Origin of the sequence: Blautia massiliensis (ex Liu et al. 2021) (genome assembly GCF_052064225.1) — a bacterium.
GTDB lineage: Bacteria > Bacillota > Clostridia > Lachnospirales > Lachnospiraceae > Blautia_A > Blautia_A fusiformis.
Genome location: NZ_JBQHWA010000041.1, coordinates 1 through 21,778, shown reverse-complemented (window position 1 = coordinate 21,778; position 21,778 = coordinate 1). Strand labels below are relative to the sequence as shown.

The 21,778-nt window shown below is 44.8% G+C and carries 21 protein-coding genes and 8 tRNA genes; 25 read left to right on the top strand and 4 right to left on the bottom strand.

The features are described from left to right. The first annotated feature begins 11 nt into the window (after nucleotides 1–11). Nucleotides 12–84: transfer RNA gene (locus tag ACTNDQ_RS13670), tRNA-Asn, on the top strand. 198 nt (nucleotides 85–282) lie between these two features. Here the strand turns inward: ACTNDQ_RS13670 and ACTNDQ_RS13665 are convergent. Beyond that, nucleotides 283–849, bottom strand: coding sequence for a flavodoxin family protein (locus ACTNDQ_RS13665; RefSeq protein WP_059086184.1), 567 nt, complete (start codon nucleotides 847–849; stop codon nucleotides 283–285). A gap of 290 nt (nucleotides 850–1,139) precedes the next feature. Here ACTNDQ_RS13665 and ACTNDQ_RS13660 point away from each other — a divergent pair. The 11 genes from ACTNDQ_RS13660 (at nucleotide 1,140) to ACTNDQ_RS13610 (ending at nucleotide 5,913) form a co-directional block, all read left to right on the top strand. Continuing rightward, nucleotides 1,140–1,211, top strand: a tRNA-Glu gene (locus tag ACTNDQ_RS13660). A 54-nt stretch (nucleotides 1,212–1,265) separates the two neighbouring features. After that, nucleotides 1,266–1,338 (top strand) — tRNA-Thr (locus ACTNDQ_RS13655). Nucleotides 1,339–1,342: 4 nt separating this feature from the next. Further along, nucleotides 1,343–1,416: transfer RNA gene (locus tag ACTNDQ_RS13650), tRNA-Ile, on the top strand. 24 nt (nucleotides 1,417–1,440) lie between these two features. Next, nucleotides 1,441–1,514, top strand: a tRNA-Asp gene (locus tag ACTNDQ_RS13645). A gap of 9 nt (nucleotides 1,515–1,523) precedes the next feature. Next, nucleotides 1,524–1,596: transfer RNA gene (locus ACTNDQ_RS13640), tRNA-Val, on the top strand. A 24-nt stretch (nucleotides 1,597–1,620) separates the two neighbouring features. Next, a tRNA-Leu gene (locus ACTNDQ_RS13635) sits at nucleotides 1,621–1,704 on the top strand. 215 nt (nucleotides 1,705–1,919) lie between these two features. Next, nucleotides 1,920–2,672 carry a tRNA threonylcarbamoyladenosine dehydratase gene (locus ACTNDQ_RS13630; RefSeq protein ID WP_059086183.1) on the top strand — a complete coding sequence of 251 codons (753 nt, stop codon included), beginning with the start codon at nucleotides 1,920–1,922 and terminating at the stop codon, nucleotides 2,670–2,672. 158 nt (nucleotides 2,673–2,830) lie between these two features. Next, nucleotides 2,831–3,874, top strand: a complete 1,044-nt coding sequence (hydE, locus tag ACTNDQ_RS13625; protein ID WP_015527487.1) for a [FeFe] hydrogenase H-cluster radical SAM maturase HydE — start codon at nucleotides 2,831–2,833, stop codon at nucleotides 3,872–3,874. A 146-nt stretch (nucleotides 3,875–4,020) separates the two neighbouring features. After that, nucleotides 4,021–4,605, top strand: coding sequence for a TetR/AcrR family transcriptional regulator (locus ACTNDQ_RS13620; RefSeq protein WP_441064853.1), 585 nt, complete (start codon nucleotides 4,021–4,023; stop codon nucleotides 4,603–4,605). A gap of 77 nt (nucleotides 4,606–4,682) precedes the next feature. After that, nucleotides 4,683–5,093 (top strand): metal-dependent transcriptional regulator, encoded by a 411-nt coding sequence (locus ACTNDQ_RS13615; protein WP_288788605.1) that lies wholly within the window; start codon nucleotides 4,683–4,685, stop codon nucleotides 5,091–5,093. A gap of 88 nt (nucleotides 5,094–5,181) precedes the next feature. Next, nucleotides 5,182–5,913 carry a histidine phosphatase family protein gene (locus ACTNDQ_RS13610; RefSeq protein WP_320810740.1) on the top strand — a complete coding sequence of 244 codons (732 nt, stop codon included), beginning with the start codon at nucleotides 5,182–5,184 and terminating at the stop codon, nucleotides 5,911–5,913. Between the two features lie 384 nt (nucleotides 5,914–6,297). Here ACTNDQ_RS13610 and ACTNDQ_RS13605 read toward each other — a convergent pair whose 3' ends face one another. After that, nucleotides 6,298–8,010 (bottom strand): ABC-ATPase domain-containing protein, encoded by a 1,713-nt coding sequence (locus tag ACTNDQ_RS13605; protein WP_278796436.1) that lies wholly within the window; start codon nucleotides 8,008–8,010, stop codon nucleotides 6,298–6,300. Between the two features lie 261 nt (nucleotides 8,011–8,271). Here ACTNDQ_RS13605 and ACTNDQ_RS13600 point away from each other — a divergent pair, with 261 nt between their 5' ends. The 11 genes from ACTNDQ_RS13600 (at nucleotide 8,272) to ACTNDQ_RS13550 (ending at nucleotide 18,732) form a co-directional block, all read left to right on the top strand. After that, on the top strand, nucleotides 8,272–9,666 hold the full coding sequence (locus ACTNDQ_RS13600) for an aminopeptidase (RefSeq protein WP_022427054.1): 1,395 nt from the start codon (nucleotides 8,272–8,274) through the stop codon (nucleotides 9,664–9,666). A 270-nt stretch (nucleotides 9,667–9,936) separates the two neighbouring features. Further along, nucleotides 9,937–10,644: an ABC transporter ATP-binding protein gene (locus tag ACTNDQ_RS13595; protein ID WP_118608647.1), complete on the top strand. Its 708-nt coding sequence runs from the start codon at nucleotides 9,937–9,939 to the stop codon at nucleotides 10,642–10,644. 2 nt (nucleotides 10,645–10,646) lie between these two features. Next, entirely contained in the window at nucleotides 10,647–12,434 is a 1,788-nt protein-coding gene (locus tag ACTNDQ_RS13590) for an efflux RND transporter periplasmic adaptor subunit (protein ID WP_441064852.1), read from the top strand. Further along, entirely contained in the window at nucleotides 12,427–13,659 is a 1,233-nt protein-coding gene (locus ACTNDQ_RS13585; RefSeq protein ID WP_278796432.1) for an ABC transporter permease, read from the top strand. The genes ACTNDQ_RS13590 and ACTNDQ_RS13585 overlap by 8 nt, the downstream gene beginning before the upstream one ends. Before the next feature lie 158 nt (nucleotides 13,660–13,817). Continuing rightward, nucleotides 13,818–13,891: transfer RNA gene (locus ACTNDQ_RS13580), tRNA-Arg, on the top strand. A gap of 171 nt (nucleotides 13,892–14,062) precedes the next feature. Further along, complete coding sequence (locus ACTNDQ_RS13575; protein ID WP_441064851.1) at nucleotides 14,063–14,764, top strand: metallophosphoesterase; 702 nt, start codon at nucleotides 14,063–14,065, stop codon at nucleotides 14,762–14,764. Beyond that, nucleotides 14,761–15,426, top strand: a complete 666-nt coding sequence (locus tag ACTNDQ_RS13570; protein WP_441064850.1) for a Type 1 glutamine amidotransferase-like domain-containing protein — start codon at nucleotides 14,761–14,763, stop codon at nucleotides 15,424–15,426. The genes ACTNDQ_RS13575 and ACTNDQ_RS13570 overlap by 4 nt, the downstream gene beginning before the upstream one ends. A 286-nt stretch (nucleotides 15,427–15,712) precedes the next feature. Beyond that, the gene (locus ACTNDQ_RS13565) at nucleotides 15,713–15,943 is read left to right on the top strand and encodes a hypothetical protein (RefSeq protein WP_015527478.1); all 231 of its coding nucleotides are present in this window, start codon (nucleotides 15,713–15,715) and stop codon (nucleotides 15,941–15,943) included. 21 nt (nucleotides 15,944–15,964) lie between these two features. Further along, nucleotides 15,965–16,567, top strand: coding sequence for a class I SAM-dependent methyltransferase (locus tag ACTNDQ_RS13560; RefSeq protein WP_270389609.1), 603 nt, complete (start codon nucleotides 15,965–15,967; stop codon nucleotides 16,565–16,567). 7 nt (nucleotides 16,568–16,574) lie between these two features. Beyond that, complete coding sequence (locus tag ACTNDQ_RS13555) at nucleotides 16,575–17,384, top strand: Cof-type HAD-IIB family hydrolase (protein ID WP_441064849.1); 810 nt, start codon at nucleotides 16,575–16,577, stop codon at nucleotides 17,382–17,384. A 340-nt stretch (nucleotides 17,385–17,724) separates the two neighbouring features. After that, nucleotides 17,725–18,732, top strand: coding sequence for a calcium/sodium antiporter (locus tag ACTNDQ_RS13550; RefSeq protein WP_022427049.1), 1,008 nt, complete (start codon nucleotides 17,725–17,727; stop codon nucleotides 18,730–18,732). Between the two features lie 129 nt (nucleotides 18,733–18,861). On the opposite strand, the gene ACTNDQ_RS13545 is transcribed toward ACTNDQ_RS13550, so the two are convergent. Further along, entirely contained in the window at nucleotides 18,862–19,335 is a 474-nt protein-coding gene (locus ACTNDQ_RS13545; RefSeq protein ID WP_441064848.1) for a transporter, read from the bottom strand. 6 nt (nucleotides 19,336–19,341) lie between these two features. Further along, nucleotides 19,342–20,433, bottom strand: coding sequence for an acyltransferase family protein (locus ACTNDQ_RS13540; protein ID WP_441064847.1), 1,092 nt, complete (start codon nucleotides 20,431–20,433; stop codon nucleotides 19,342–19,344). A 558-nt stretch (nucleotides 20,434–20,991) separates the two neighbouring features. Here ACTNDQ_RS13540 and ACTNDQ_RS13535 point away from each other — a divergent pair. Together ACTNDQ_RS13535 and ACTNDQ_RS13530 are read left to right on the top strand one after the other, a co-directional pair. After that, nucleotides 20,992–21,255, top strand: a complete 264-nt coding sequence (locus ACTNDQ_RS13535) for a helix-turn-helix transcriptional regulator (RefSeq protein WP_278796423.1) — start codon at nucleotides 20,992–20,994, stop codon at nucleotides 21,253–21,255. Nucleotides 21,256–21,414: 159 nt separating this feature from the next. Continuing rightward, complete coding sequence (locus ACTNDQ_RS13530) at nucleotides 21,415–21,630, top strand: phage holin (protein WP_173723443.1); 216 nt, start codon at nucleotides 21,415–21,417, stop codon at nucleotides 21,628–21,630. Nucleotides 21,631–21,778: the final 148 nt, after the last annotated feature.

Genomic DNA, 21,778 nt, shown 5'->3' with positions numbered 1-21,778 from the left:
TATTTAAGTAATCCTCCTTAGCTCAGTCGGTAGAGCATGCGGCTGTTAACCGCAGTGTCGTTGGTTCGAGTCCAACAGGGGGAGTTTTTTTTGTTTCCTGTAAATGTAACAGTTTATGGGATTTTTTTATGCCTGATCTGTGACAGGATAAGGATGTAAAAACGTGCAGATATAAATAAGATACATTTATATCTGCACGTTTATTTTTGTAACTACAAATAGAAATATTGACTGTTAGAGATAATCAATAAATTTATAAAGCTATGACAGAGAAATTCCGGCTTATCGAATGAAATTAGTCATGATCTTCTGCTCTGTCTCCGGAGCGTCGATACCGGCCTTTTTACCGGCTTCAATACATTTTAACAGCCATGCCATGTTATTGCCTAACGTACGCATGATCTGGAGGCCTTCAGCGTCTTTTCTGACGTCATCCGGGGTATTGCCGTGAACCATTGTCCAGTAGTTTCCGGACACGACAGGCATCTGATGATAGGTAAAGTATTTGATCAGAACATCCAGAGTAGCAGTAGTACCGGCACGTCTTGCGGAAGCAACAGCTGCGGCAGGCTTGTGGATCATATCCTTTCCGGCCTTGGAAGCGAATTTATCCATGAATTCGATGATCTGTCCGGAAGGAGAAGCCCAGTAAACCGGAGAACCAACAATAAGGGCGTCAGCCTCTTTCATAATGGCAGCTGCGGCAGCAACGTTTTCCTGAGAAGGATCCCCGGCCTGGAAGATTTCTGCCTCCACACCGTTCTTCTTTAAGGTTTCTGCGATCTCTGTAAGAGCTGTATAAGTGCAGCCTTCTTTGCGAGGACTGCCGTTGAGTAATAAAACTTTCATTATTGTCATCCTTTCATATGATTTTTAAGTCACCATACTTTCAATTATATACAGAGAAAAAATAATGTCAATGTTTGAAAAAAACAGAAAAAATTTTTCCGGGTAGGGTTTGAAAAAGAAAATACAAACCCTTGGAAAGCCCATTTTATAAGGCTTTTCGGCCTGTTTTCCGGCTTTGTAAAAAAAATTGAAATTTTTCAAAAAAAAGCTTGCAATTATAAAAAAGGTATGGTATTATTTAACTCGTCGCTGAGGGAAATACAAAACAGCGAAACATAAAAACGAAATATGGCTCCATGGTCAAGCGGTTAAGACACCGCCCTTTCACGGCGGTAACAGGGGTTCAAATCCCCTTGGAGTCACTTAAAACTAAACTGGATATTCATTGACTCGATTCAACATTTGGTGTTTAATACGCCGATGTGGCTCAATTGGCAGAGCAGCTGATTTGTAATCAGCAGGTTATCGGTTCGAGTCCGATCATCGGCTTTTTGGACCTTTAGCTCAGTTGGTTAGAGCAACCGGCTCATAACCGGTCGGTCCTGGGTTCGAGTCCCCGAAGGTCCATTTTAAAAGTTTTATATTTTGTATGGCCCAGTGGCTCAGTTGGTTAGAGCGCCGCCCTGTCACGGCGGAGGTCGAGAGTTCGAGTCTCTTCTGGGTCGTTCATATTTGGGGTCTTAGCTCAGCTGGGAGAGCATCTGCCTTACAAGCAGAGGGTCATAGGTTCGAGCCCTATAGGCCCCATTTTTGAACAAATTAATTGAATATGCGGGTATGGTGGAATAGGCAGACACAAGAGACTTAAAATCTCTCGGGGGCAACTCCGTGCCGGTTCAAGTCCGGCTACCCGCAGTATCAGTAAGATTCCTTTTTAGGGATCTTTTTTTGTATCATAAAATTTATTGATGAAAACGGGAAAATATTCCTAGCTTATTGGTAGGGATATTGACAAGGCTATTTTCCCATGATAGAATCCTGACAGTTGTAAAACAAATCGGACAGATATAAAAAATATATCCGTTGTCAGTATAAATATACATGGAAAGAATATAAGGAGAAGTCAGAAAATGCTGAATCAGTTTTCAAGAACAGAATTATTAATCGGAAAAGAAGGAATGGAAAAGCTGAAAAATTCCAGAGTCGCAGTATTCGGAATTGGCGGTGTTGGCGGATATACGGTGGAAGCACTGGTCAGAAGTGGCGTAGGTACCCTGGATCTCATTGATGATGATAAAGTATGCCTCACCAATATCAATCGCCAGATTTACGCAACAAGAAAGACCGTAGGAAAATATAAAGTTGACGTGGCCAGAGAACGTATTCTTGAAATTAATCCGGATGCAGTTGTAAATATCCACAAAACATTTTATGTGCCGGAGACAGCAGATTCCTTTGATTTTTCCCAGTATGATTATGTAGTCGATGCGATCGACACTGTAACCGGAAAGCTGATGCTCGTAGAGCAGGCAAAGGCTTCAGGAACACCGATCATCAGCTCTATGGGGGCCGGAAATAAGATGGATCCAACAGGTTTTATAGTGACAGATATTTATAAAACGTCCGTCTGCCCCCTTGCAAAGGTCATGCGCCGTGAACTGAAAAAAAGAGGAATCAAAAAACTGAAGGTGGTTTACTCACAGGAGAAGCCAATGACTCCAATTGATGATATGGCGATCAGCTGTAAGTCTCATTGCATCTGTCCTCCGGGAACAGAAAGAAAATGTACTCAGAGACGTCAGGTACCGGGAAGTAATGCCTTCGTGCCTTCCGTAGTGGGACTGATCATTGCCGGTGAGGTTGTAAAGGATCTTATTAAATAAAAATTGGATCATTCTGTGTTACTGAGAACGGAATGAACAGTAATCATTCTGTAAGAACAGATATTGCATGTATACTTATATTGTGCAATATCTGTTTTTTTGTGATAAAATATTTTTTACAGATAGTTTTGTAAATAAAAGAGAAGGACAGATAAAGTATGGGGATCGTTGAAAAATTTATAAAAGAAGGACAGCTGACAAAGGAAGAATATCCGGAACTTCTGCACTTATACCAGGATCCGGATGCGGTTCGTCTTCTTCGGGAAGAGGCTGTCCGTATACAGAAAAAATATTTTGGAAATAAAATATATACAAGAGGTCTGATAGAATTTACCAATTACTGCAGAAATGACTGCTATTACTGCGGGATCCGCCGTTCTAACAGGAATGCCAGCCGTTACCGCCTTACGAAGGAAGAAATCCTGCAGTGCTGCGAGAATGGCTATGAGCTGGGATTTCGGACATTTGTGCTCCAGGGAGGGGAAGACCCATGGTTTAATGATGACCGGATGGTTGACATCATTCGGTCCATCAAACAGGGATATCCGGACTGTGCGATCACGCTGTCCATTGGGGAGAAATCAAAAGAAAGCTATCAGAGATTTAAAGATGCCGGAGCAGACCGCTATTTACTCCGTCATGAGACGGCCAGTGAGGAACATTATCGTTATCTTCATCCGGAGAGTTTAAGTCTTACAAACCGTAAACAGTGTCTTTATACCCTGAAGGAACTGGGATATCAGATAGGTGCCGGATTTATGGTAGGTGCGCCGGGACAGACGCTGGAGTATCTGGCGGAAGACCTTGTTTTTCTTAAAGACCTGAATCCGCATATGGTGGGGATCGGACCATTTGTCCCGCACCATGATACGAAATTTGCAGAGGAACCGGCAGGAAGTGTGGATCTGACACTGTTTCTGCTGTCTGTCATCCGGATCCTGCTTCCACAGGTACTTCTTCCGGCAACCACAGCACTGGGGACCCTGGATCCCAGAGGCAGGGAAAAGGGTTTTCAGGCGGGTGCAAATGTAGTAATGCCCAATCTTTCTCCGGTGAAGAACCGTAAACAGTATGAGCTTTATGATAACAAGATCTGTACAGGAGAGGAAGCAGCAGAGTGCAGAGGGTGCCTTACCAGACGTGTGGAGTCTGTAGGCTATGAAATCGTTACAGACCGTGGAGATTCCCCGATGACAGATTGACACGGGGTACAAAATACTTTCTTTTTTCAGCGATTTAAGGTAAAATACCAGTAAGATCAGATTGCTAAAAAATTAACAGCTGGTCAGAAATAAGCGGAATTTTCCTGCAAAGCGGAATGCAGGAAAAATGATGGAGTGCGTAAAATATGGAAAAATCAGAAAATGCTGTGCGGAGCAGACTTCTGGAAGCGGGGAAGGAAGAGTTCAGAGACAGGGGATTTCTGAAGGCTTCTCTTCGTGCGATCTGCAAAAAAGCAGATGTGACTACGGGAGCGCTATATTTCTTTTTTGAAAGTAAAGCAGCTCTTTTTGAAGAAATCGTGGAAGAGACGGCAGAGGATCTGAAGCGGATCATGGGAGACTTTACGGATCAGGAAAAACAACTGCATCCGGAAGAATATGACAGGATACTTATGGAATTTATCTGGGAAAACAGGGACATCGCAAAAATCCTCATAGATGGAGCTGAAGGTACCAGATATGTGAATTTCCGTGAGGATGCCTGTACGAAAATGGAGCAGATCCTTAATGAACGTTTTCAAAAGGAATGTGGACAAGAAGTTGATCACGAGCTGCTACATATCCTGGTACAGATGAAATTTCAGGGATATTGTGAACTGCTCCGGGGAAACTGCTCCAGGGAAAAACTCCTGGAAATTTCCAGAATTCTGCAGATATGTTCCAGCCAGTGCCTTCTGGCAATTGAGGCAGAACTAAACAGAAAGCATTAAAAACCATTGCTCATTCTCCTGAAGTATGTTATGATTAACTTGGTTAGTTTTAACAAACCGAGGGAGGTGTAAATAACGTGAGATCAAATGAATCATCTGAAGATTATTTGGAAACGATCCTGATCCTTGGAAACAGGAGTTCTCTTGTAAGAGCTGTGGATATCGCGGCAGAGATGGGCTTTAAGAAACCGAGTGTCAGTGTTGCCATGAAGAATCTTCGCCAGAAAAATCTCATCACAGTAGCCGACAACGGAGATATCCGTCTGACAGAGGACGGACATAAGATTGCCGATAAGGTATATGAACGTCATCAGCTGATCTCTTCCTGGCTGATGATACTGGGAGTCCAGGAAAAAACAGCGATTCATGATGCCTGCAGGATCGAGCACATAATCAGTGAGGAGAGCTTTCTGGCATTGAAAAAGGCAGTTTATGAGCTGAGGGAGCAGCAGGCTGTGCTCCATGGAGAAACCGCGGATCAGGTTTGATCCCTGCAGCAGAAGCTATCAGGAATTGACAACTGAAAAAATAAGAATATAATGGAAATCCAGGTTATGAAATGGAGGATACCAAAAGATGAAATTACTTTTTATACGACATGGAGACCCGGATTACACAATAGATTCCCTGACCGAAAAGGGCTGGAAGGAAGCGGAATTTCTTTCTGAAAAGATCGCAGCTCTTGATGTCAGGGATTTTTATGTTTCTCCGCTTGGAAGAGCAAAGGATACCGCATCCTGCACACTGAAGAAAAACGGAAGAACAGCTACAGAATGCAAGTGGCTGAGAGAATTCGACGTAAAGATCAGAAGACCGGATCTTCATGGGGAAAAGATCATTCCCTGGGACTGGCTTCCCCAGGACTGGACGAAGATCGAAAATTTCTACAGCTTTGACCGCTGGTGGGATAATGACATCCTGCGAGAGGGAAAAATGAAAGAAGAGTATGACTGGGTCACACAGAATTTTGATAAAGTTCTGGCAGAGCATGGCTATGTGCGGGAAGGACATTATTACAGAGCAGAAAAAGCCAATGAAGATACGCTTGTGTTTTTCTGCCATTTCGGTGTAAGCTGTGTACTCATCAGTTATCTTCTCAGTATCTCTCCGCTGGTGATGCTGCAGAATTTCTGTGCGGCGCCGTCATCGGTGAGCACCATTATTACAGAGGAGAGGCGAAAAGGGATCGCGTCCTTCCGTATGAGCTCTTTTGGAGATATTTCTCATTTATATGCGCATCAGGAGCCGCCGGCTTTTGCTGCCAGATTCTGTGAGACATATGATAACAAAGAGCAGAGACACGACTAAAAAGCGAAAGAAACGGCTGTAATATTTCGGGTTTTTCCGGAAGACCATGGTAAATAATGATCAGCAGGATTATTTTGGAAAATGATTAGACTTCATTAATAAATTTTATAAATTTATTAGAAATTGTACAAATTTCTCTCACATTTATCCTGTATGATATAAACATCTTAAGAGAACAGAAGCTCTTAAGAAAAACTCTTTCCTTTCCCTAAAATATGTATGAAGATAAACCACCGTTCCATTGGCAAGACAGAGCCGACAGGACGGTGGTTTTGCATTACAGAAAAAAACTGCCGAATGACAGAGGAGATAAAGATTTCCAATGTTTATCGGCAGCGTTTTTTTGTTGTCTGAGATTTATTGGATATACAGCTTCAGGCACAGCTACGGCCTGCGATAGCGGTTAAAGCAGGAATATATTTCCTGGATCCTGGGCATGGCATAACCGCATGGAATATAAGAGCCTTCCGAGAAGAAGGACAATCCCTGCCTTTTCAGCTGAGTATCCAGATAAGTGATGATCTCCGGCAGAGTACGTTTTCCGTCAATGAGATGTTCGCAGGCATATTTCAGAAGCAACGCCAGGGATGCAGTTTGCTCGGAGTCGATCAGCTGCTCCACATAGCGGAGATCCACTTCGGTTTTTCCAAGAGAAAAGCCATCTTTGCCGTGAACCTTGGTTTTCAGTCTTTCCGGCTGTCCGGGACGGCTGTGGCGGGATGGAGCCACTTTGGCCCTGGTCATGATGCGATGGCTTTCCGGAAGGCGAAATGCAGGGGCCTCAATGTCTGAGAGAGGATATTCCTGGCAGAGCTTTCCGGTAACTGCTGTGATGTCCACCGGATGATAATTATCCATCTGGATCACAGTGTCCGCAATATGGAAAAAAGCTCCGGAGCTTCCGGCAACCAGGATAGTGGAGATCCCTGCCTTTTCATAGAGATCCCGGGCACGTTCCAGAAATGGAGTGATGGGCTCCTTTTCCCGGCAGATCACCCGCTGCATGAAGGAATCACGGACCATAAAGTTGGTGGCAGAGGTATCCTCGTCAAGGAGAAAGACTTTACTTCCGGCCTCCATACTTTCCACGATACCGGCAGCCTGTGAAGTGCTGCCGCTGGCATCCTCTGTAGAAAAGCAGAGGGTGTTTTTTTTATTTGGAAGATCGTTGATAAAAAGAGAAATGTCCACATCTTTGATAAAACGGCCGTCCTCAGAGCGAAGCTTCTGAGCAGAAGGATCGGTAATGACATACTCCCGGCCATCGTCGGAAATGTGATCGTAAATTCCCAGCTCCAGTGCGTTAAGTAAGGTGGATTTGCCATGGTAGCCGCCACCTACGATCAAGGTGATGCCGCAGGGAATGCCCATGCCTGTGATGGTTCCTCTGTGGGGCAGCTCCATGGAAACCCTCAGGCTTTCCGGAGAAACAAAAGGAACGGAATTTTTCATCGGGCGTGAAGAGATGCCGCTTTCCCTGGGGAGGATAGCGCCGTCACTGACAAAGGCAGCCAGAGAACGTTTTTTCAGCTCCTGACGGATAAATGCCTGATCTTCGGCAAGGCAGATGGCTTTTCTCAGCGCTTCCGGGTCAAGATTCCGGTAAAAAAATGCCTTGTGAATACAGACCGGAAGAAAATCGAAGAGGATTTTTTCCAGTTCGGGAGAGTTGATGGTTCTGCCATTGGCCGGGAAACCGATGAAAAAACGTGCAGTGATGCCTTTTTCCGTTATTTCACAGGCGGTACGTGCAAGAACCTCCTGACCGCAGTGGCTTACTGAGATCAGGCCGCTTTTTCCGGAGCCCTTTGCACGGAAGGTATAACGGTTTACCTGCTGTTCAAACTGGCGGTTCAGAAAGTCTCCCAGTGTGATGCGGGTCAGGGAATCCTTATAATATTCTGCCGGAAATCCGGTGTCTCGGTGGGAAAGCTTCACACTGATGTGAGAGGGAGAGGCAAAAGGATCCCCCTGCACGTGGTCAATGGACAAAATATAACGGTCAAACTGGTATGCACCCCGCAGAGACTTGTATGCAGGATAGCTTTTGCGGTTGATGCTGTGAAGAAGCTCTTTTAGCTGAGCAGATGCTTGCATGTTGTTTCCTCCTTTGCCCTGTTGGAGCATACAGGTAAAGTCTACGGTGAAACAGAAAGCTTTCCGTGTGTGAGATACCTGAAAATTTTGGATACAGGGCCAATTCTTAAGAACTACTATAACGAATCATAAAGATTTTGTAAAGAATGGGAATTGCGGTGGAAATTCGTAAATGTTTGACCTATAATAGTAGACAGATTGCAGATAATATGATGAGAAACGGCAGCTGCCGGAAGCTATAAAGAAAGGTGGACCACTAAAATGGAAAGAAGAAATGCGTGGCTTTCTTATAAGGAAGCAGAAGAGACAGAAATGGAGAAGCTTGCGAAGGCTTACAGAGAATTTTTGGATAAAGGAAAAACAGAACGTGAATGTGTTGCAGAAATCGTGAAGGAAGCAGAGGCTGCCGGATATGAATCTCTTGAGTCGAAGCTTGAAAAAGGCGAGAAGATCAAGGCCGGTGACAAGGTTTATGCGGTAGGGATGAAGAAGATCGTTGCTCTGTTTCATGTAGGAACCGAAGAGCTTTCCGGAGGTATGAGCATTCTCTGTGCACATATCGACTCTCCGCGACTGGATGTCAAGCAGAATCCTCTGTACGAGGATACGGATCTGGCTTATCTGGATACGCATTATTATGGTGGCGTAAAGAAATACCAGTGGGTGACACTGCCTCTTGCCATGCATGGTGTTGTTGCAAAGAAGGACGGAAGCATTGTGGAGATCAGCATTGGTGAGGATGCGGAAGATCCGGTACTTTACATCACAGATCTTCTGATCCATCTTTCCGGAAAACAGCTCCAGAAAAAGGCAGCAGAGGTTATTGAGGGTGAGATGCTGGATATCCTGATCGGCAGCAGACCTCTTGCAGAGCTTCCGGATGATTCCAAAAAGGATGCGGTAAAACAGAATGTGCTGAAGATTTTAAATGAAAAATATGGTATTGAGGAAGAAGACTTTCTTTCAGCAGAGCTGGAGATCGTTCCGGCAGGAAAGGCAAGAGACTGCGGACTTGACCGCAGCATGATCGCAGCATATGGACAGGATGACCGTGTATGCGCTTACACATCCCTTGCGGCAATGCTGGAGATGGAGGAGACACCGAAGCGTACCGGCTGCTGTCTCCTTGTAGATAAGGAAGAGATCGGAAGCGTTGGTGCCACAGGCATGCAGTCCAGATTTTTTGAGAACAGCGTGGCAGAGCTTCTGGACGGAATGGGCTGCTATTCCGAGCTTGCATTAAGAAGAGCTCTCCGTAATTCCAGCATGCTTTCTTCCGATGTAAGTGCCGGCTATGATCCGGCCTATGGTGAGGCTTTTGAGAAAAAGAATGCAGCATATCTTGGACGCGGTATCGTTCTTAACAAGTTCACCGGAGCAAGAGGAAAATCCGGTTCCAACGATGCCAATGCAGAGTACGTTGCAAGAGTTCGCAGGATTTTTGATGATCACAATGTTGCTTTCCAGACAGCAGAGCTTGGAAAGGTTGATTTTGGCGGAGGCGGAACCATCGCTTATATTGCGGCACTTTACGGAATGGAGGTTATCGACAGTGGCGTGGCAGTGCTGAGTATGCATGCTCCGTGGGAGGTTACCAGCAAGGCGGATGTATATGAGGCATACAAGGCATATAAGGCGTTTTTACTTGATGCATAAACAGATGTATAAATGTGTGTCAGTTCTGAAGACATTCAGGTAATCTTTTCGTTACAGATCAATGAGCGGGGTTTTCCCGGAAATGACAGAGCAGTCTGCCTGCTGCTGTTTTGGCTTGGAGCGTTTCGACGAGAAACAGCAGTATCCCCTGCAGACTTCGCTCTGTATTTTTAACCTGATCAGGGAAGCTCTCTGTTTCAATGGCGAAAAGCAATAAGCAGAGGAGGGGCTTGCCTGGGACTGATTTACTTTACAAGGAGTAATTTTATTATGGAAGATGCATTGGTACGGGTAGTAGATCTGTGCAAGGTTTACAATCCCGGAGAAAATGAGGTGCGGGCGCTGGATCATGTGGACCTGGAGATCCATAAGGGTGAATTTGTGGCTATTATCGGACAGTCCGGTTCCGGAAAATCCACCTTTATGAACATGCTGGGCTGTCTGGATGTCCCCACCTCCGGGAAATATTATCTGAATGGAACAGATGTATCCACAATGAAGGATAATGATCTCTCGGTGGTACGAAATAAGGAGATTGGTTTTATCTTTCAGGGCTTTAATCTGATCGCAAATCTTACGGCTCTGGAAAACGTGGAGCTTCCTCTGATCTATCGTGGGATCGACCGGAAAACAAGAAGAAAGCTTGCTGTGGAATCTCTTAAAAAAGTCGGACTTGAGAAACGTATGGACCATAAGCCAAACGAAATGTCAGGGGGACAGCAGCAGCGTGTGGCTATTGCCAGAGCTATCGCAGCCAGGCCGCCGGTGATCCTGGCAGATGAACCAACGGGAAATCTGGACTCTGCATCCAGCAGGGAAATTATGGAAATCCTGAAGGGAATGCACAGATCAGGAGAAACCTTGATCCTGATCACTCATGATAATGGGATCGCGGCTCAGGCCAGACGTGTGGTCCGGATCATGGATGGAAAAATTGAATCAGATACGATCAATGAGGAATTTGTCGAGGAGGCTTAAGAATGAAAAAAGGGAAAAAGATTGTGATCGGTGTGGCAGCAGTGGCTGTTGTGGCAGGCGGTATTTATGCGGCATCAGGTGCAGGCCGCGGGGGATCACAGATTCCGCAGGTTGCTGTTACCAAAGCGGAGACAGGAGATGTGGAGGAGATCATAGATGCAACCGGAACCGTTGTCAGTGATGAGCAGAAGACCTTTTATTCTCCTGTGAACGCACAGATCAAAAGCGTATCCTTCGCAGAAGGCGATACGGTTTCAAAGGGAACGAAGCTGATAGAGTTTGAAGTGAAGGATCTGGAGAGGGATAATCAGAAAGCAAAGCTGAATGTACAGTCCGGACAGTATGATTACAAAAATTCCATCAATAAATCCAATGAGGCTCAGCAGAAGCAGGACAGCGCAAAAGCAAAGGTTTCCAGTCTGGAACAGCAGGTAAGGGAGCAGCAGAATTATCTGGCTTCCCTGAGATCACAGCTGGCGTCTGTACAGGCTCAGGCTGCGGCAGATGCGCAGGCACAGGCCCAGGCGGAGACCCAGGCAAAGGCAGAGGCCCAGGCTGCCAGGGATGCAGAGACTCAGAGAGCGTATTCAGAAGCGCTGACTACATATCAGAATGAGACACTTCCGCAGTACCAGCAGGAGCTGGGACAGCTGAATTCCGATTATGTAACGGCACAGAATGCTTATAATCAGGCAGATACCAAGTATCAGATGGCTTTTGCACAGTGGCAGGCAGAGCAGAGCGATGAGAATGCCCAGGCGCTGGATGAAGCGGAAGCAGCAAGAAGTCAGGCAGAGATCACCTGCCAGGAAGCAAAGGAAGCTTATGAGGATAAGAAGGCCAGCCAGCCAAAAATGCCGGAGTATTCCGATTACAGCAGTAGTGCGGCCGGTGATTTTGTTACCGATGGAGCTTCAGAGGAAACACCGGGGCTGACAGATCATGCATCTGCGGATGCTTCTTCTGCAGGAAGTACAGTGGATACTTCTGCCATTGAGAATGCGATCGAACAGGCAACCTCTGATCTGGCGGATCTGCAGTCGGACCTTGCTTCCCAGAAATCCATTGCAGAGGCGGATTCTGCCAGCCTTACAGAAGAAGAGAAAGAAAAAATGCGTGTCAGCAACAATCTTACTGAGCTGGATGCAAAATCTGCGAAAGAACTGGTAGAAGAAGGAAAAAAAGGCATTTCGGCGGATTTTAACGGCGTCATTTCCAAATCAGCAGTCCAGCAGGGCGCAGCGGCAACACAGGGAATGGAGCTTTTTACCCTGCAGAATACAGATAAGGTCAGCGTTGATATCAATGTGTCCAAGTATGACTACGATAAGGTAAAGGAAGGCCAGAATGCGGACATTACCATCGGCGACAGGAAATATACCGGCAAGGTGACTAAGATCAGTCACATTGCGACAACCAACGAAAAGGGCTCCACACTGATCTCTGCCACAGTGAGCATCGACAAGCCGGACAAGGATATTTTTCTGGGAGTAGATGCGAAGGTAAAGATCTATGCAGAAAAGGCAGAGGATGTGGTAACGCTTCCGGCAGGCGTGGTAAATATCGGCAAGGATGGTTCCTTCTGTTATGTGCTGAAGGATGGTGTGATCACGAAGCAAGATATCACAACAGGAATCAGTTCCGAGGATTCTGTTGAGATCACAGATGGCATTAAAGCCGGAGATGAGGTCATCGAGGATCTGGGCTCCCTGGAAGAGGGAATGAAGGCAGAGGCAGCAGCGGCAGACAGTGACAGTGCAGCAGAGACAGGGGAGACTGCCGATGAGTAATATTTATGAATATATCAAAATGGCGATCCATAATATCATGGCTAATAAGGGAAGATCCTTTCTCACCATGTTAGGGATCATTATCGGTATTGCATCAGTGATCGCCATTGTGTCCATCGGTGAGGGTACGAAGAATCAGATGAACAGTGAGATCAATGATATCGGCGGCGGCCAGATCGCTGTTTACTGCAGTGATGATGCCATAGCAGACCAGGTCTGGATCGAGTCGGAGGATATTGATGCAGTCCGGGAGCTGGATGGCGTGGAAGGTGTTAATGTTTCGGAGTCCTATACAGGCGAGACCGTAACCGGAAAGGGTGATTTTAATCTTACAGTGACCGGGGAGGCCCAGGATGCCAAGCTGGTGGATAATGCTTCTGTGAAGTACGGAAGCTATTTCGGGCAGAAGGAGGTCGAAGAGGGAAAAAACGTCTGCGTGATCTCCGATGCCGATGCGAAGAGGCTTTTCGGAACGGATGATGTAGTGGGAATGACACTGGACATTACCTGCTATGATCTGACCAAGACATTCCGCATCTGCGGAGTCACCACACAGAAAGAGAACGGAACCTTTGTCAGCTATACTTACGATGGAATGCCGGTGACCATAAATGTGCCTTATACGGCCATGGACGACTTTACCGGAAGCAGCGGAGAATTTTATCAGATCATAGTTCAGGCGGATAAGAGTCTGGATTCTCAGGCGGTCGCAGATAAGATCATAAATCTTCTTGAGAGACGTCACCAGTGTGCCGGAGATGAATATTTCCAGGTACAGAGCTTCCAGGATGTCATGAAATCCATGAACCAGATGCTTGGCATGGTCACAGCGTTTATCTCTTTTGTTGCAGGAATTTCCCTTCTGGTAGGTGGTATCGGTGTTATGAACATCATGCTGGTATCCGTTACAGAGCGTACCAGGGAGATCGGTATCCGGAAATCCCTTGGAGCGAAAACCTCGTCTATTATGTTACAGTTTCTTGCGGAGGCGGCGATCCTGACGATCATAGGCGGGCTGATCGGTATTGTGCTGGGGATTGCAGGCGGCTATGTGATCTGTGCGGTGATCAGCAGCAGTATGGGAATGACCATCACACCTGGGATCAGTGCGGGAACCATCCTGGCGGCTACGCTGTTCTCCTGTGCAGTAGGTGTGTTCTTCGGAATCTATCCGGCGAGAAAGGCAGCGAAACTGAGTCCGATCGAGGCACTTAGACGGAATTAGAAAACTGTTGCTTTTGCATCAAAAATAGCAATAAAAAATATTTTTAAAAAAAATCAAAAAAAGTTTCAAAAAACCCTTGACATTTTATAGGTCTTAGAGTATCATACATATTGTTGCAGCGGTGATACGAAATATCACAAAGGAAAAGCAACAAAGATGTGCGTTTAGCTCAGCTGGATAGAGCGTTTGGCTACGGACCAAAAGGTCGGGGGTTCGAATCCTCTAACGCACGCTATGTCGAAAGGCTGGAAACCTTGAAAAATCAATGGTTTCCGGCCTTTTTTGTGCTTGTTCGTGGAACTACAACAGAAAAAATAATTGAACTGACGACAAGGAATGCAGAGCGATTATTTGATACTGGATATGGTGATGTGTAATGTGATGAGAAGAGAGAGGATAAGTTATGATATATGTAATGAGTGATATTCATGGTGATTTTCAATCTTTTTATAAGATGCTTGTAAAGATTAATTTTTCTTCTTATGATGAATTATTTATTCTGGGAGATATAGTTGATAAAGGAAAAGAAAATCTTTGCCTTTTGGATTTTATTTGGAAAAGCGAAAATATCTATCTGCTCAAGGGAAATCATGAATATTTATTTGAAAGATACCTTCAGGGAATTGTTACAGCAGAAATATGGGATGCCTGTGGAGGAACTGCTACTCGACAGGAAGTAGATAGATTATCGGCAGATAAGAAAGCGGATATCCTGATGTTTTTGAAAGGACTTCCTATATATCGGAATATCATTATTAAAGATAAGAGTTATTTCCTTACTCATTCTGGATATCATGCGGATTTTGAGATTATTGATCCAAAGACTGGACTGGTTGATATTCAGAAGTCTGTAGACAGTGCTGCAGCATGGGACCAGGAACAATATTTGTTTTCCGATGATATTCATTATATTCCTCAAAAGATCAAGTTTGATAAAAGAATCATAGTCGGACATTATGCAACACTCTTTCTTACTGAATATGGACAAGCTAATATCTATTATGGAGAAAGATACATAGATATTGATACCGGTAATGAGCGAAGAAATAGAGGCGGAAGGTTAGCATGTCTTAGATTGAACGACGGGAAGGAGTATTATGTGTGACATTATTATCTGATGAGAGGGTTGCAGATATGGGGAAAATAATTTTGACGTCACAGGGGCTTTGTACGCAAATGGGAGATAGACTGATACATAGAGCTATTTCAGATATGGGAGACAGAGAAAACAAAAAGATTTTGCTTGTGGACATAAAGAAATATAGAATTACTGAGAAACTAAAAGATGCATGTATATCAATGGGGTTTGAAAAAAGTAACATATTTGTGACTTCAGAGGCTGAAGCAGGAGATTTTTCGGATTTTTTCGAGTATTACTATGTTACAGCAGGAAATACATTTGAAATTTTAAAGGAGATAAGGATTAAAAAACTTGCAGGTTTAATAAAAAGAAGTATGTTAGAAAATAATGCAACTTATATTGGCAGCAGCGCCGGTGCAATGCTTGCCGGAATCGATGTTCGCCTGGCATTGGATTTTGACAGAGATACGGAGGATCTTGATGATTATAGGGCATTGTCCTTATTTAATGGGACAGTTATTCCTCATTATTCAAAAGCAGATCTCAGACGTTACATTAAAAATACAGATTCTGATGTTCTTGCAGGATATGACAAAATATATTCAGTGAATGATAATGAAGCTCTGATTGGTGAATTTGAAAAAAATAGAAATGTTGATTTTCAGAGATTTTCTATTACCAGATGATCTATTATTAAATAACTGTGGAACTGTTAAATGCAGCTCCACAGTTTATTGGCGAAAACGGCCGATTTTTTAAATACGGGTTTTGAGGTGGCTTTTTATCTTCGGAAATAGGCGAAAAATTGTGTTGACACTGACATTTGGCCAGAGTAGAATAAAAAAACAGAAAAGAAAAATTTTTGTAAAGCTGTTTGTCTGATACAAGCAGCTTTTTTCACAGGAAAAAGTAAACAATAATGAAAGCACAAAACACCTGAAATAGAGGTGAACCTATCAGGAGGAAAAAACAATGCCAGGATATCTGATCAAAGATACAACAAAAGAGGAACGTAAACAGATCGTGGAGGAATCTCTTGGAAATATTTCCGCGAACTGTGATGGCTGTATGGCGAGACTTGCGGATATGTATCAGGATTATATTGACGGAAAGAAAGAGATCCGTGAGATCAATATGGAGTTCAATGCCAGGTATGTCCATGGAGATATGGATAAAGAGGAAAAAAGAAGCTGCCCGATGTAGCGAACGGAGATTAACAGAGGCATGGATCAAAATGAAGTAAAATATGATAAGCTGCTGAAGATCAAAACCACCGGTCGTGACGATTCCAGATCGGATCAGTACTGTTATCCATACGAGCCAACGCCGTACGGGGTGCTGGAACGGCTGGCTTATTGTGGATATCTGGGGAAAAAGAATCATCTGATCGACTACGGATGTGGAAAAGGCAGAGTGGACTTTTTTCTGGCGTGGCAGGTCAGATGCCGGACTACAGGCGTGGAGTACGATGAACGTATGACAAAAGCCGCAGAAGAAAACAGGCAGCGGGCTGTTTCCGGGACAAAAACATCATTTATACTGGAGAATGCGGCCCTTTTTCAGGTGCCGGAGTCCGCAGACAGATTTTATTTTTTCAATCCGTTTTCTGTGGAAATACTGAGAAGCGTCATCGGCCGTATCCGGGAATCCTGGTACGAAAAAACAAGGGAAATGCTACTCTTTTTCTATTATCCATCTGATGAATATATTTCATATCTGATGACCGTAGAGGAACTGGAATTCCTGGACGAGATCGACTGTCAGGATCTTTTCGACGGGAAAAATCAGAGAGAGAGGATATTGGTATTTCAGATGGGAGAGGAGTAAAAACAACATGATAAAACTGATCGCAACAGACGTAGATGGAACTCTTGTAAAAGACGGGACCATGACTATCAATCCGGAATATATGACAGTGATCCGGAAGCTGACTGAGCTGGGAATCACCTTTGTGGTGTGTTCCGGGCGGCAGTATGACAGTGAGAGGAAGCTGTTTGAGCCGGTGAAGGATCTGGTGTATTTTGTGTCAGATGGCGGTACGGTGATCCGGAAGAATGATAAGATCCTGAAGGTACATACACTTCCGGATGAGGTCTGGAAACGCATGCATCATATGGTGAAAGAAAAAATGCCGGAATGTGACTGCTTTATTGCCACACCGGAGTGCTGCTATGCGGAGAATGAGAATGGAAGGATGTTCCGGTGGCTGCGGGATTCCTATGGCTATGATATGAGAAAAGTGGATGATCTTTCTTCTCTTCAGGGAAAACAGGTGCTGAAATTCTCTGTCTATCACCAGGAACGGTGCGAGGAGCTTTGTGCACCGTATTTTACACCGGCATGGAGGGATAAGGTAACGCTGGCGGCTGCCGGAAAAGAATGGATGGACAGTACACCGCCGGAGGGTGAAAAAAGTACAGCTGTCGAATTTATCCAGCAACAGTTAGGGATTTCTCCGGAGGAAACCTGTACATTTGGAGATAACCTCAACGATATTGCCATGCTCCAGAAAGCGGGAAGGAGCTATGCGGTAGCCAATGCCAGAGCGGAAGTGCAGGCAGCAGCCAGGGAAGTATGTCCGTCATACAGTGAAGACGGAGTCTTACAGATTCTGAAGGGGATTGTTTCTGAAAGCAGAAAATAATAAAGATACATAAAATATGTGCTTTCGGTAAAGAAAAGTCACCGGCCAGGGGTTGACTTTTAAAAACAATTCTGTTAAATTGAAAAAAATTGAAAATTTTAATTCCATGAGGGAGTAGTTCGCACGTAAGTGTGATTTGTCAACAGACCCGGTTTTTTCTGAAAAACCTGGCAAATCTTAAAGAATGAGACTCATGTATGCTTTGTTATATTTTATTGCAGCAGGGCATACATGGGTCTTTTTTATGTAACAAAAGAATGCCGGAAAGAATTTTTTCAGCAGGGCGGGCGACAATGAATCTCCAGGTTGTGGGAAATAAAAACAGAAAGTGAGAAGAAAAATGGAAAATCTGGTAAACAGTTCACCGCTGATCCTTGTGTTAGTTTTTCTTGTGATCGGCTTTGTGTTCCTGATGAAGGGTGCGGATTTCTTTGTAGAAGGAAGCTCCAGTATCGCAAAAAGGCTGAAGGTGCCGCCGATCATCATCGGCCTTACTATTGTGGCAATGGGAACATCATTGCCGGAAACTGCAGTCAGCGTTACAGCGTCACTGGTCAATAACAATGAGCTTGCGGTCAGCAATGTGGTAGGTTCCAATATTTTTAACCTGATGGTAGTTGTTGGAGTCTGTTCCATCCTGACGCCGATCCTGGTACAGAAGGAAACCATCCGGAGGGATATTCCGTTTTCCATGATCTGTGCGCTCCTTCTTCTGGGGCTGGGGATCCTGGCAGCAGGAGATACGATCGGAATGAGACTTGGTCATCTGGATGGAATGATCCTGCTGGGATTTTTTGCAGGCTATATTGTGGTAATGATCCAAAGTGCCATGAAGGCCAGGGCAGCAGGAAAAAATGTGGACATGGAAGGAATGGAAGAGCTGGAAGAAGAAATCGGCATCCTTTCCTGGCCGAAGAGCATCCTCTTTATTGTGGGAGGCGCACTTGCCATTGCCTTTGGCGGAGATCTTACTGTGGATGCTGCCAGTCGCATTGCCATTGATCTTGGAATGAGCCAGACACTGGTGGGACTGACCATTGTTTCTATCGGAACTTCCCTTCCGGAGCTGGTGACTTCCGTGGTTGCAGCCAGAAAGAACGAAGTGGATATGGCTGTGGGAAATGCGGTAGGCTCCAATATTTTCAATATTCTGATGGTTCTCGGAGTTGCATCTGCCATCAATCCGGTGGCACTGATCCGGGAAAATATTATTGATATTGTCATACTTATCGTGTTCTCGCTGATCGTGTGGATCTATGCGGCCACAAAGCAGAGGATCAGCCGGAAAGAGGGAATTTCCATGGTGTGTATGTACCTGATCTATGCGGGGTATATTATCTGGAGATAGCTGCTGTGGGCATGCAGCTGGTCCGACGTGGACAATAGTATCGTATAGGGTTTATATCAATGCAATTTATAAGAAAAGCTCCAACCGTATCAATATCGGGATACAGTTGGAGCTTTTCTGCAATTATGCTCATTTGCCCTCAGAAGAGAAAGCTTTTTTTGAAGATTCTTCTGAAGCGTTCTTCTGATGCGGGGTCATATCATCACTGTCCGTCATCAGATATTTCCGGACGGCAAAAAGAATGGCGATACCGATGATACCGATCAGTGTCTGTACAGGATCGAGATGTTCCACGACCATCTGCCTTGCTGTTGCAAAAAGCAGGACCTCCACAACAGTCTGGGCGGAATGGCGGCAGAGCATTTTTACAAACTCCACACCGACTACAAGAGACAGTGCCTGTGACAGGAAACTGGTAAAAAAGCTGGTGTCCATATCCATGATGGAGGTACCGGCAGTTGTAAGGATCAGACGCAGTCCGGACAGTGCGATCACGATAATGATCACGATGGATAATGCGATCTCTGTGTAACGGGCTGTGTTGTAGATCAGTTCGTTAAAATGCTTGCGGATATTGTGGTTAACGGTGGTTCTGTCTTTCATGGGAAGTTATCCTTTCTTTTTCGCAGAAGCGGGATGATCGATAAAGCGGGTTGCAAAATAGCCGAATACGCAGGTGATGACCACCATACATGGCAAAAACAGCCAGAAGCGCTGCTGGCTCATGGTGTTGAACCATGGCGCATTGGCCTGCAGGATCATGATGATGGGCATATGCCACAGATAGATCCCGTACTGGTTCCGGGCTACGAAGTACAGCGGACGCAGGAACCTGAAATCCATTTCCGGCAGGAGGGAGAAGCCCACAAGCAGTATACTGAGCAGGACCGCCAGGATGGAATGGGCGGGATAACCGGAGGGAGCAGTGCCATAAAGCCCGTGACTGTGATAATAAAAGATCCATACCAGGATCAGTGCGGTGCTTGCAATAGAAACCGGAAGTCCAAGCTTCAGCCGGTAATCCTGCATACGATTTCCGGTCTGTTTCCAGAAAGCGGCAGCAGCCATTCCCAGCACGAAATTATCCAACGCAGAGAATACCTGACGCTCGTATACAAAATATACAGAGGTATCTGAAACACCGGAAGCGTGGAGATAACGGACGACTGCGAACCTGCAGATAACAGTGAAAACAATGGACACAATGGCAGAGACGAGCCAGTTTTTCCGGACTGCCTTGTAAAGGAACGGGGCGATCAGATAAAACTGAAAGATCACGCCCATCGTCCACAGCGCACCATTGATGGAACCATGAGTCACCGGGGAAAAGTTCTCCGTAAAAGTATAATACGCCAGGATATGCCGAAGTCCCTCATTGCTGAACATCTGCGTGGACATAAAGATCAGAAGGACCGTGATACATACATAATACTGGGGCATAATGCGGATGCAGCGCTTTTTCATAAAAGCCCGCCAGCCGGGGAGACAGCCTCGCGCCTCCGAAGAAAAAAGGGAAAGATAAATCCCATATCCGCTTAACAGGAAAAACAGTGTAACTCCTACTTCACCTCCAAGAGTCAGAAGTGTGTGGATGGCTGTATGCGACTGCCATGGCTGCCCGGACAGAACGTAGCAGTGATACAGCATAATGTAGAGGATCGCCCCCGCACGGAGCAGATCGATATTTTTGATACGCTTCATAAATAAATCCTTTCCTGAAAAAAATAAGTCTGCCCCATGACTGAAACGGGCAGACAGAGATAGGTTCAGTATAGCATGAACGTGGGAGATTGGAAAGCTGTCGGAGGGAAAATTTACTATTGCAAAAGCGAACATAAGTTTGTATAATGGAAAATATAAGAAGCGAACATATATTCGTAAAAAGAGGAGCGTGAGAAGTGGTGAACATCGAAGAAAGAACACCCGACAGAAAAGCAATACGAGTACATTGCCCGAGTTGCTCCAACAGCAGATTGTTCGATCTGACAGGTGACTGTTCCGGAATCCTCCGGATCAAATGTCCCAGATGCAGAAAAGAGGTGGAGATACAGCTGGCACATTGCAATGAACAGCAATACAGAAGGCAGATCTTTTATTACAGAACACATAAGAGATAAGAAAACCACATAAAAACTGAGTGAGAAGCCGGCCGGCAACCGTAGATTGCGTAAGAGCCAGACTCAAAGCCAGGAAATACTTCCCTGATTTTAATATCAGGGGTGTTTTCCTGGCTTTTTTCTTTATAAGGGGGAAAAGAAAATGAAGAATGAAGAGCAGAAATTATATCAGATCGGAGAATATGTCCGTATATGTCGGAGAAAAGGCGGGTACAGTCAGGAAGAACTGGCGGAAGGCGTAGATGTATCCAAGATGACGATCTCCAGGATCGAAAATGGAGAAAATGCCATGAGTATCCTGCTGTTTTTTCAGATCGTCAGTTTTCTGGGTATTTCGGAAGAAGAAGTTATCAGACTGTTCAGAAACAGTGATAAAGCGTGCAGGGAAGCACAGGATTGGAGATAAAAATATTCGATTCTACATATATGTTACGAAAAATAACATATATGTAATTTAAAAACAAACAGATGTTCGATATTATATAAAGCGTAAAACATATGTTTTTGACTACAGAGCGTAAAGTGAAGGCCAGCTTTACCGGAGATGAAAGAAGGTGGAAAACGAATGAAGATCAAACGAAAGATCAGATTTCCAAGAGATGTACTGATCCGGATGACAGTGCTTATGATCGCACTGACGAATCAGATCCTGGAACTGACAGGCAGAAATCCACTCCCATTTTCAGAAGAAGAGTGGTATCAGATCCTGAGCGGAATGGTAACAGTTATGACTGCTTTATGGATCTGGCTCAAAAATGAAAAGAAAGAAGGAAAGAAATAATGGAAGATAAGAAAAGACGGGAAATAAAAGAAGAAAGAACCGCAGCATCCAAACTGTTTGGTCCTATGTCAAGATTTAGTACAAATTAAAATGAGAAGTTCTGCCTGCTAAGCAGCAGACAGTAACATACCCCTCTCATACAGCTTTT

Bases quoted from the DNA above. Each gene is read 5' to 3' on its own strand.
- ACTNDQ_RS13665 (WP_059086184.1), bottom strand. From the start codon at position 849: ATGAAAGTTTTATTACTCAACGGCAGTCCTCGCAAAGAAGGCTGCACT.
- ACTNDQ_RS13630 (WP_059086183.1), top strand. From the start codon at position 1,920: ATGCTGAATCAGTTTTCAAGAACAGAATTATTAATCGGAAAAGAAGGA.
- hydE (WP_015527487.1), top strand. From the start codon at position 2,831: ATGGGGATCGTTGAAAAATTTATAAAAGAAGGACAGCTGACAAAGGAA.
- ACTNDQ_RS13620 (WP_441064853.1), top strand. From the start codon at position 4,021: ATGGAAAAATCAGAAAATGCTGTGCGGAGCAGACTTCTGGAAGCGGGG.
- ACTNDQ_RS13610 (WP_320810740.1), top strand. From the start codon at position 5,182: ATGAAATTACTTTTTATACGACATGGAGACCCGGATTACACAATAGAT.
- ACTNDQ_RS13605 (WP_278796436.1), bottom strand. From the start codon at position 8,010: ATGCAAGCATCTGCTCAGCTAAAAGAGCTTCTTCACAGCATCAACCGC.
- ACTNDQ_RS13600 (WP_022427054.1), top strand. From the start codon at position 8,272: ATGGAAAGAAGAAATGCGTGGCTTTCTTATAAGGAAGCAGAAGAGACA.
- ACTNDQ_RS13595 (WP_118608647.1), top strand. From the start codon at position 9,937: ATGGAAGATGCATTGGTACGGGTAGTAGATCTGTGCAAGGTTTACAAT.
- ACTNDQ_RS13590 (WP_441064852.1), top strand. From the start codon at position 10,647: ATGAAAAAAGGGAAAAAGATTGTGATCGGTGTGGCAGCAGTGGCTGTT.
- ACTNDQ_RS13585 (WP_278796432.1), top strand. From the start codon at position 12,427: ATGAGTAATATTTATGAATATATCAAAATGGCGATCCATAATATCATG.
- ACTNDQ_RS13575 (WP_441064851.1), top strand. From the start codon at position 14,063: ATGATATATGTAATGAGTGATATTCATGGTGATTTTCAATCTTTTTAT.
- ACTNDQ_RS13565 (WP_015527478.1), top strand. From the start codon at position 15,713: ATGCCAGGATATCTGATCAAAGATACAACAAAAGAGGAACGTAAACAG.
- ACTNDQ_RS13560 (WP_270389609.1), top strand. From the start codon at position 15,965: ATGGATCAAAATGAAGTAAAATATGATAAGCTGCTGAAGATCAAAACC.
- ACTNDQ_RS13555 (WP_441064849.1), top strand. From the start codon at position 16,575: ATGATAAAACTGATCGCAACAGACGTAGATGGAACTCTTGTAAAAGAC.
- ACTNDQ_RS13550 (WP_022427049.1), top strand. From the start codon at position 17,725: ATGGAAAATCTGGTAAACAGTTCACCGCTGATCCTTGTGTTAGTTTTT.
- ACTNDQ_RS13545 (WP_441064848.1), bottom strand. From the start codon at position 19,335: ATGAAAGACAGAACCACCGTTAACCACAATATCCGCAAGCATTTTAAC.
- ACTNDQ_RS13540 (WP_441064847.1), bottom strand. From the start codon at position 20,433: ATGAAGCGTATCAAAAATATCGATCTGCTCCGTGCGGGGGCGATCCTC.
- ACTNDQ_RS13535 (WP_278796423.1), top strand. From the start codon at position 20,992: ATGAAGAATGAAGAGCAGAAATTATATCAGATCGGAGAATATGTCCGT.
- ACTNDQ_RS13530 (WP_173723443.1), top strand. From the start codon at position 21,415: ATGAAGATCAAACGAAAGATCAGATTTCCAAGAGATGTACTGATCCGG.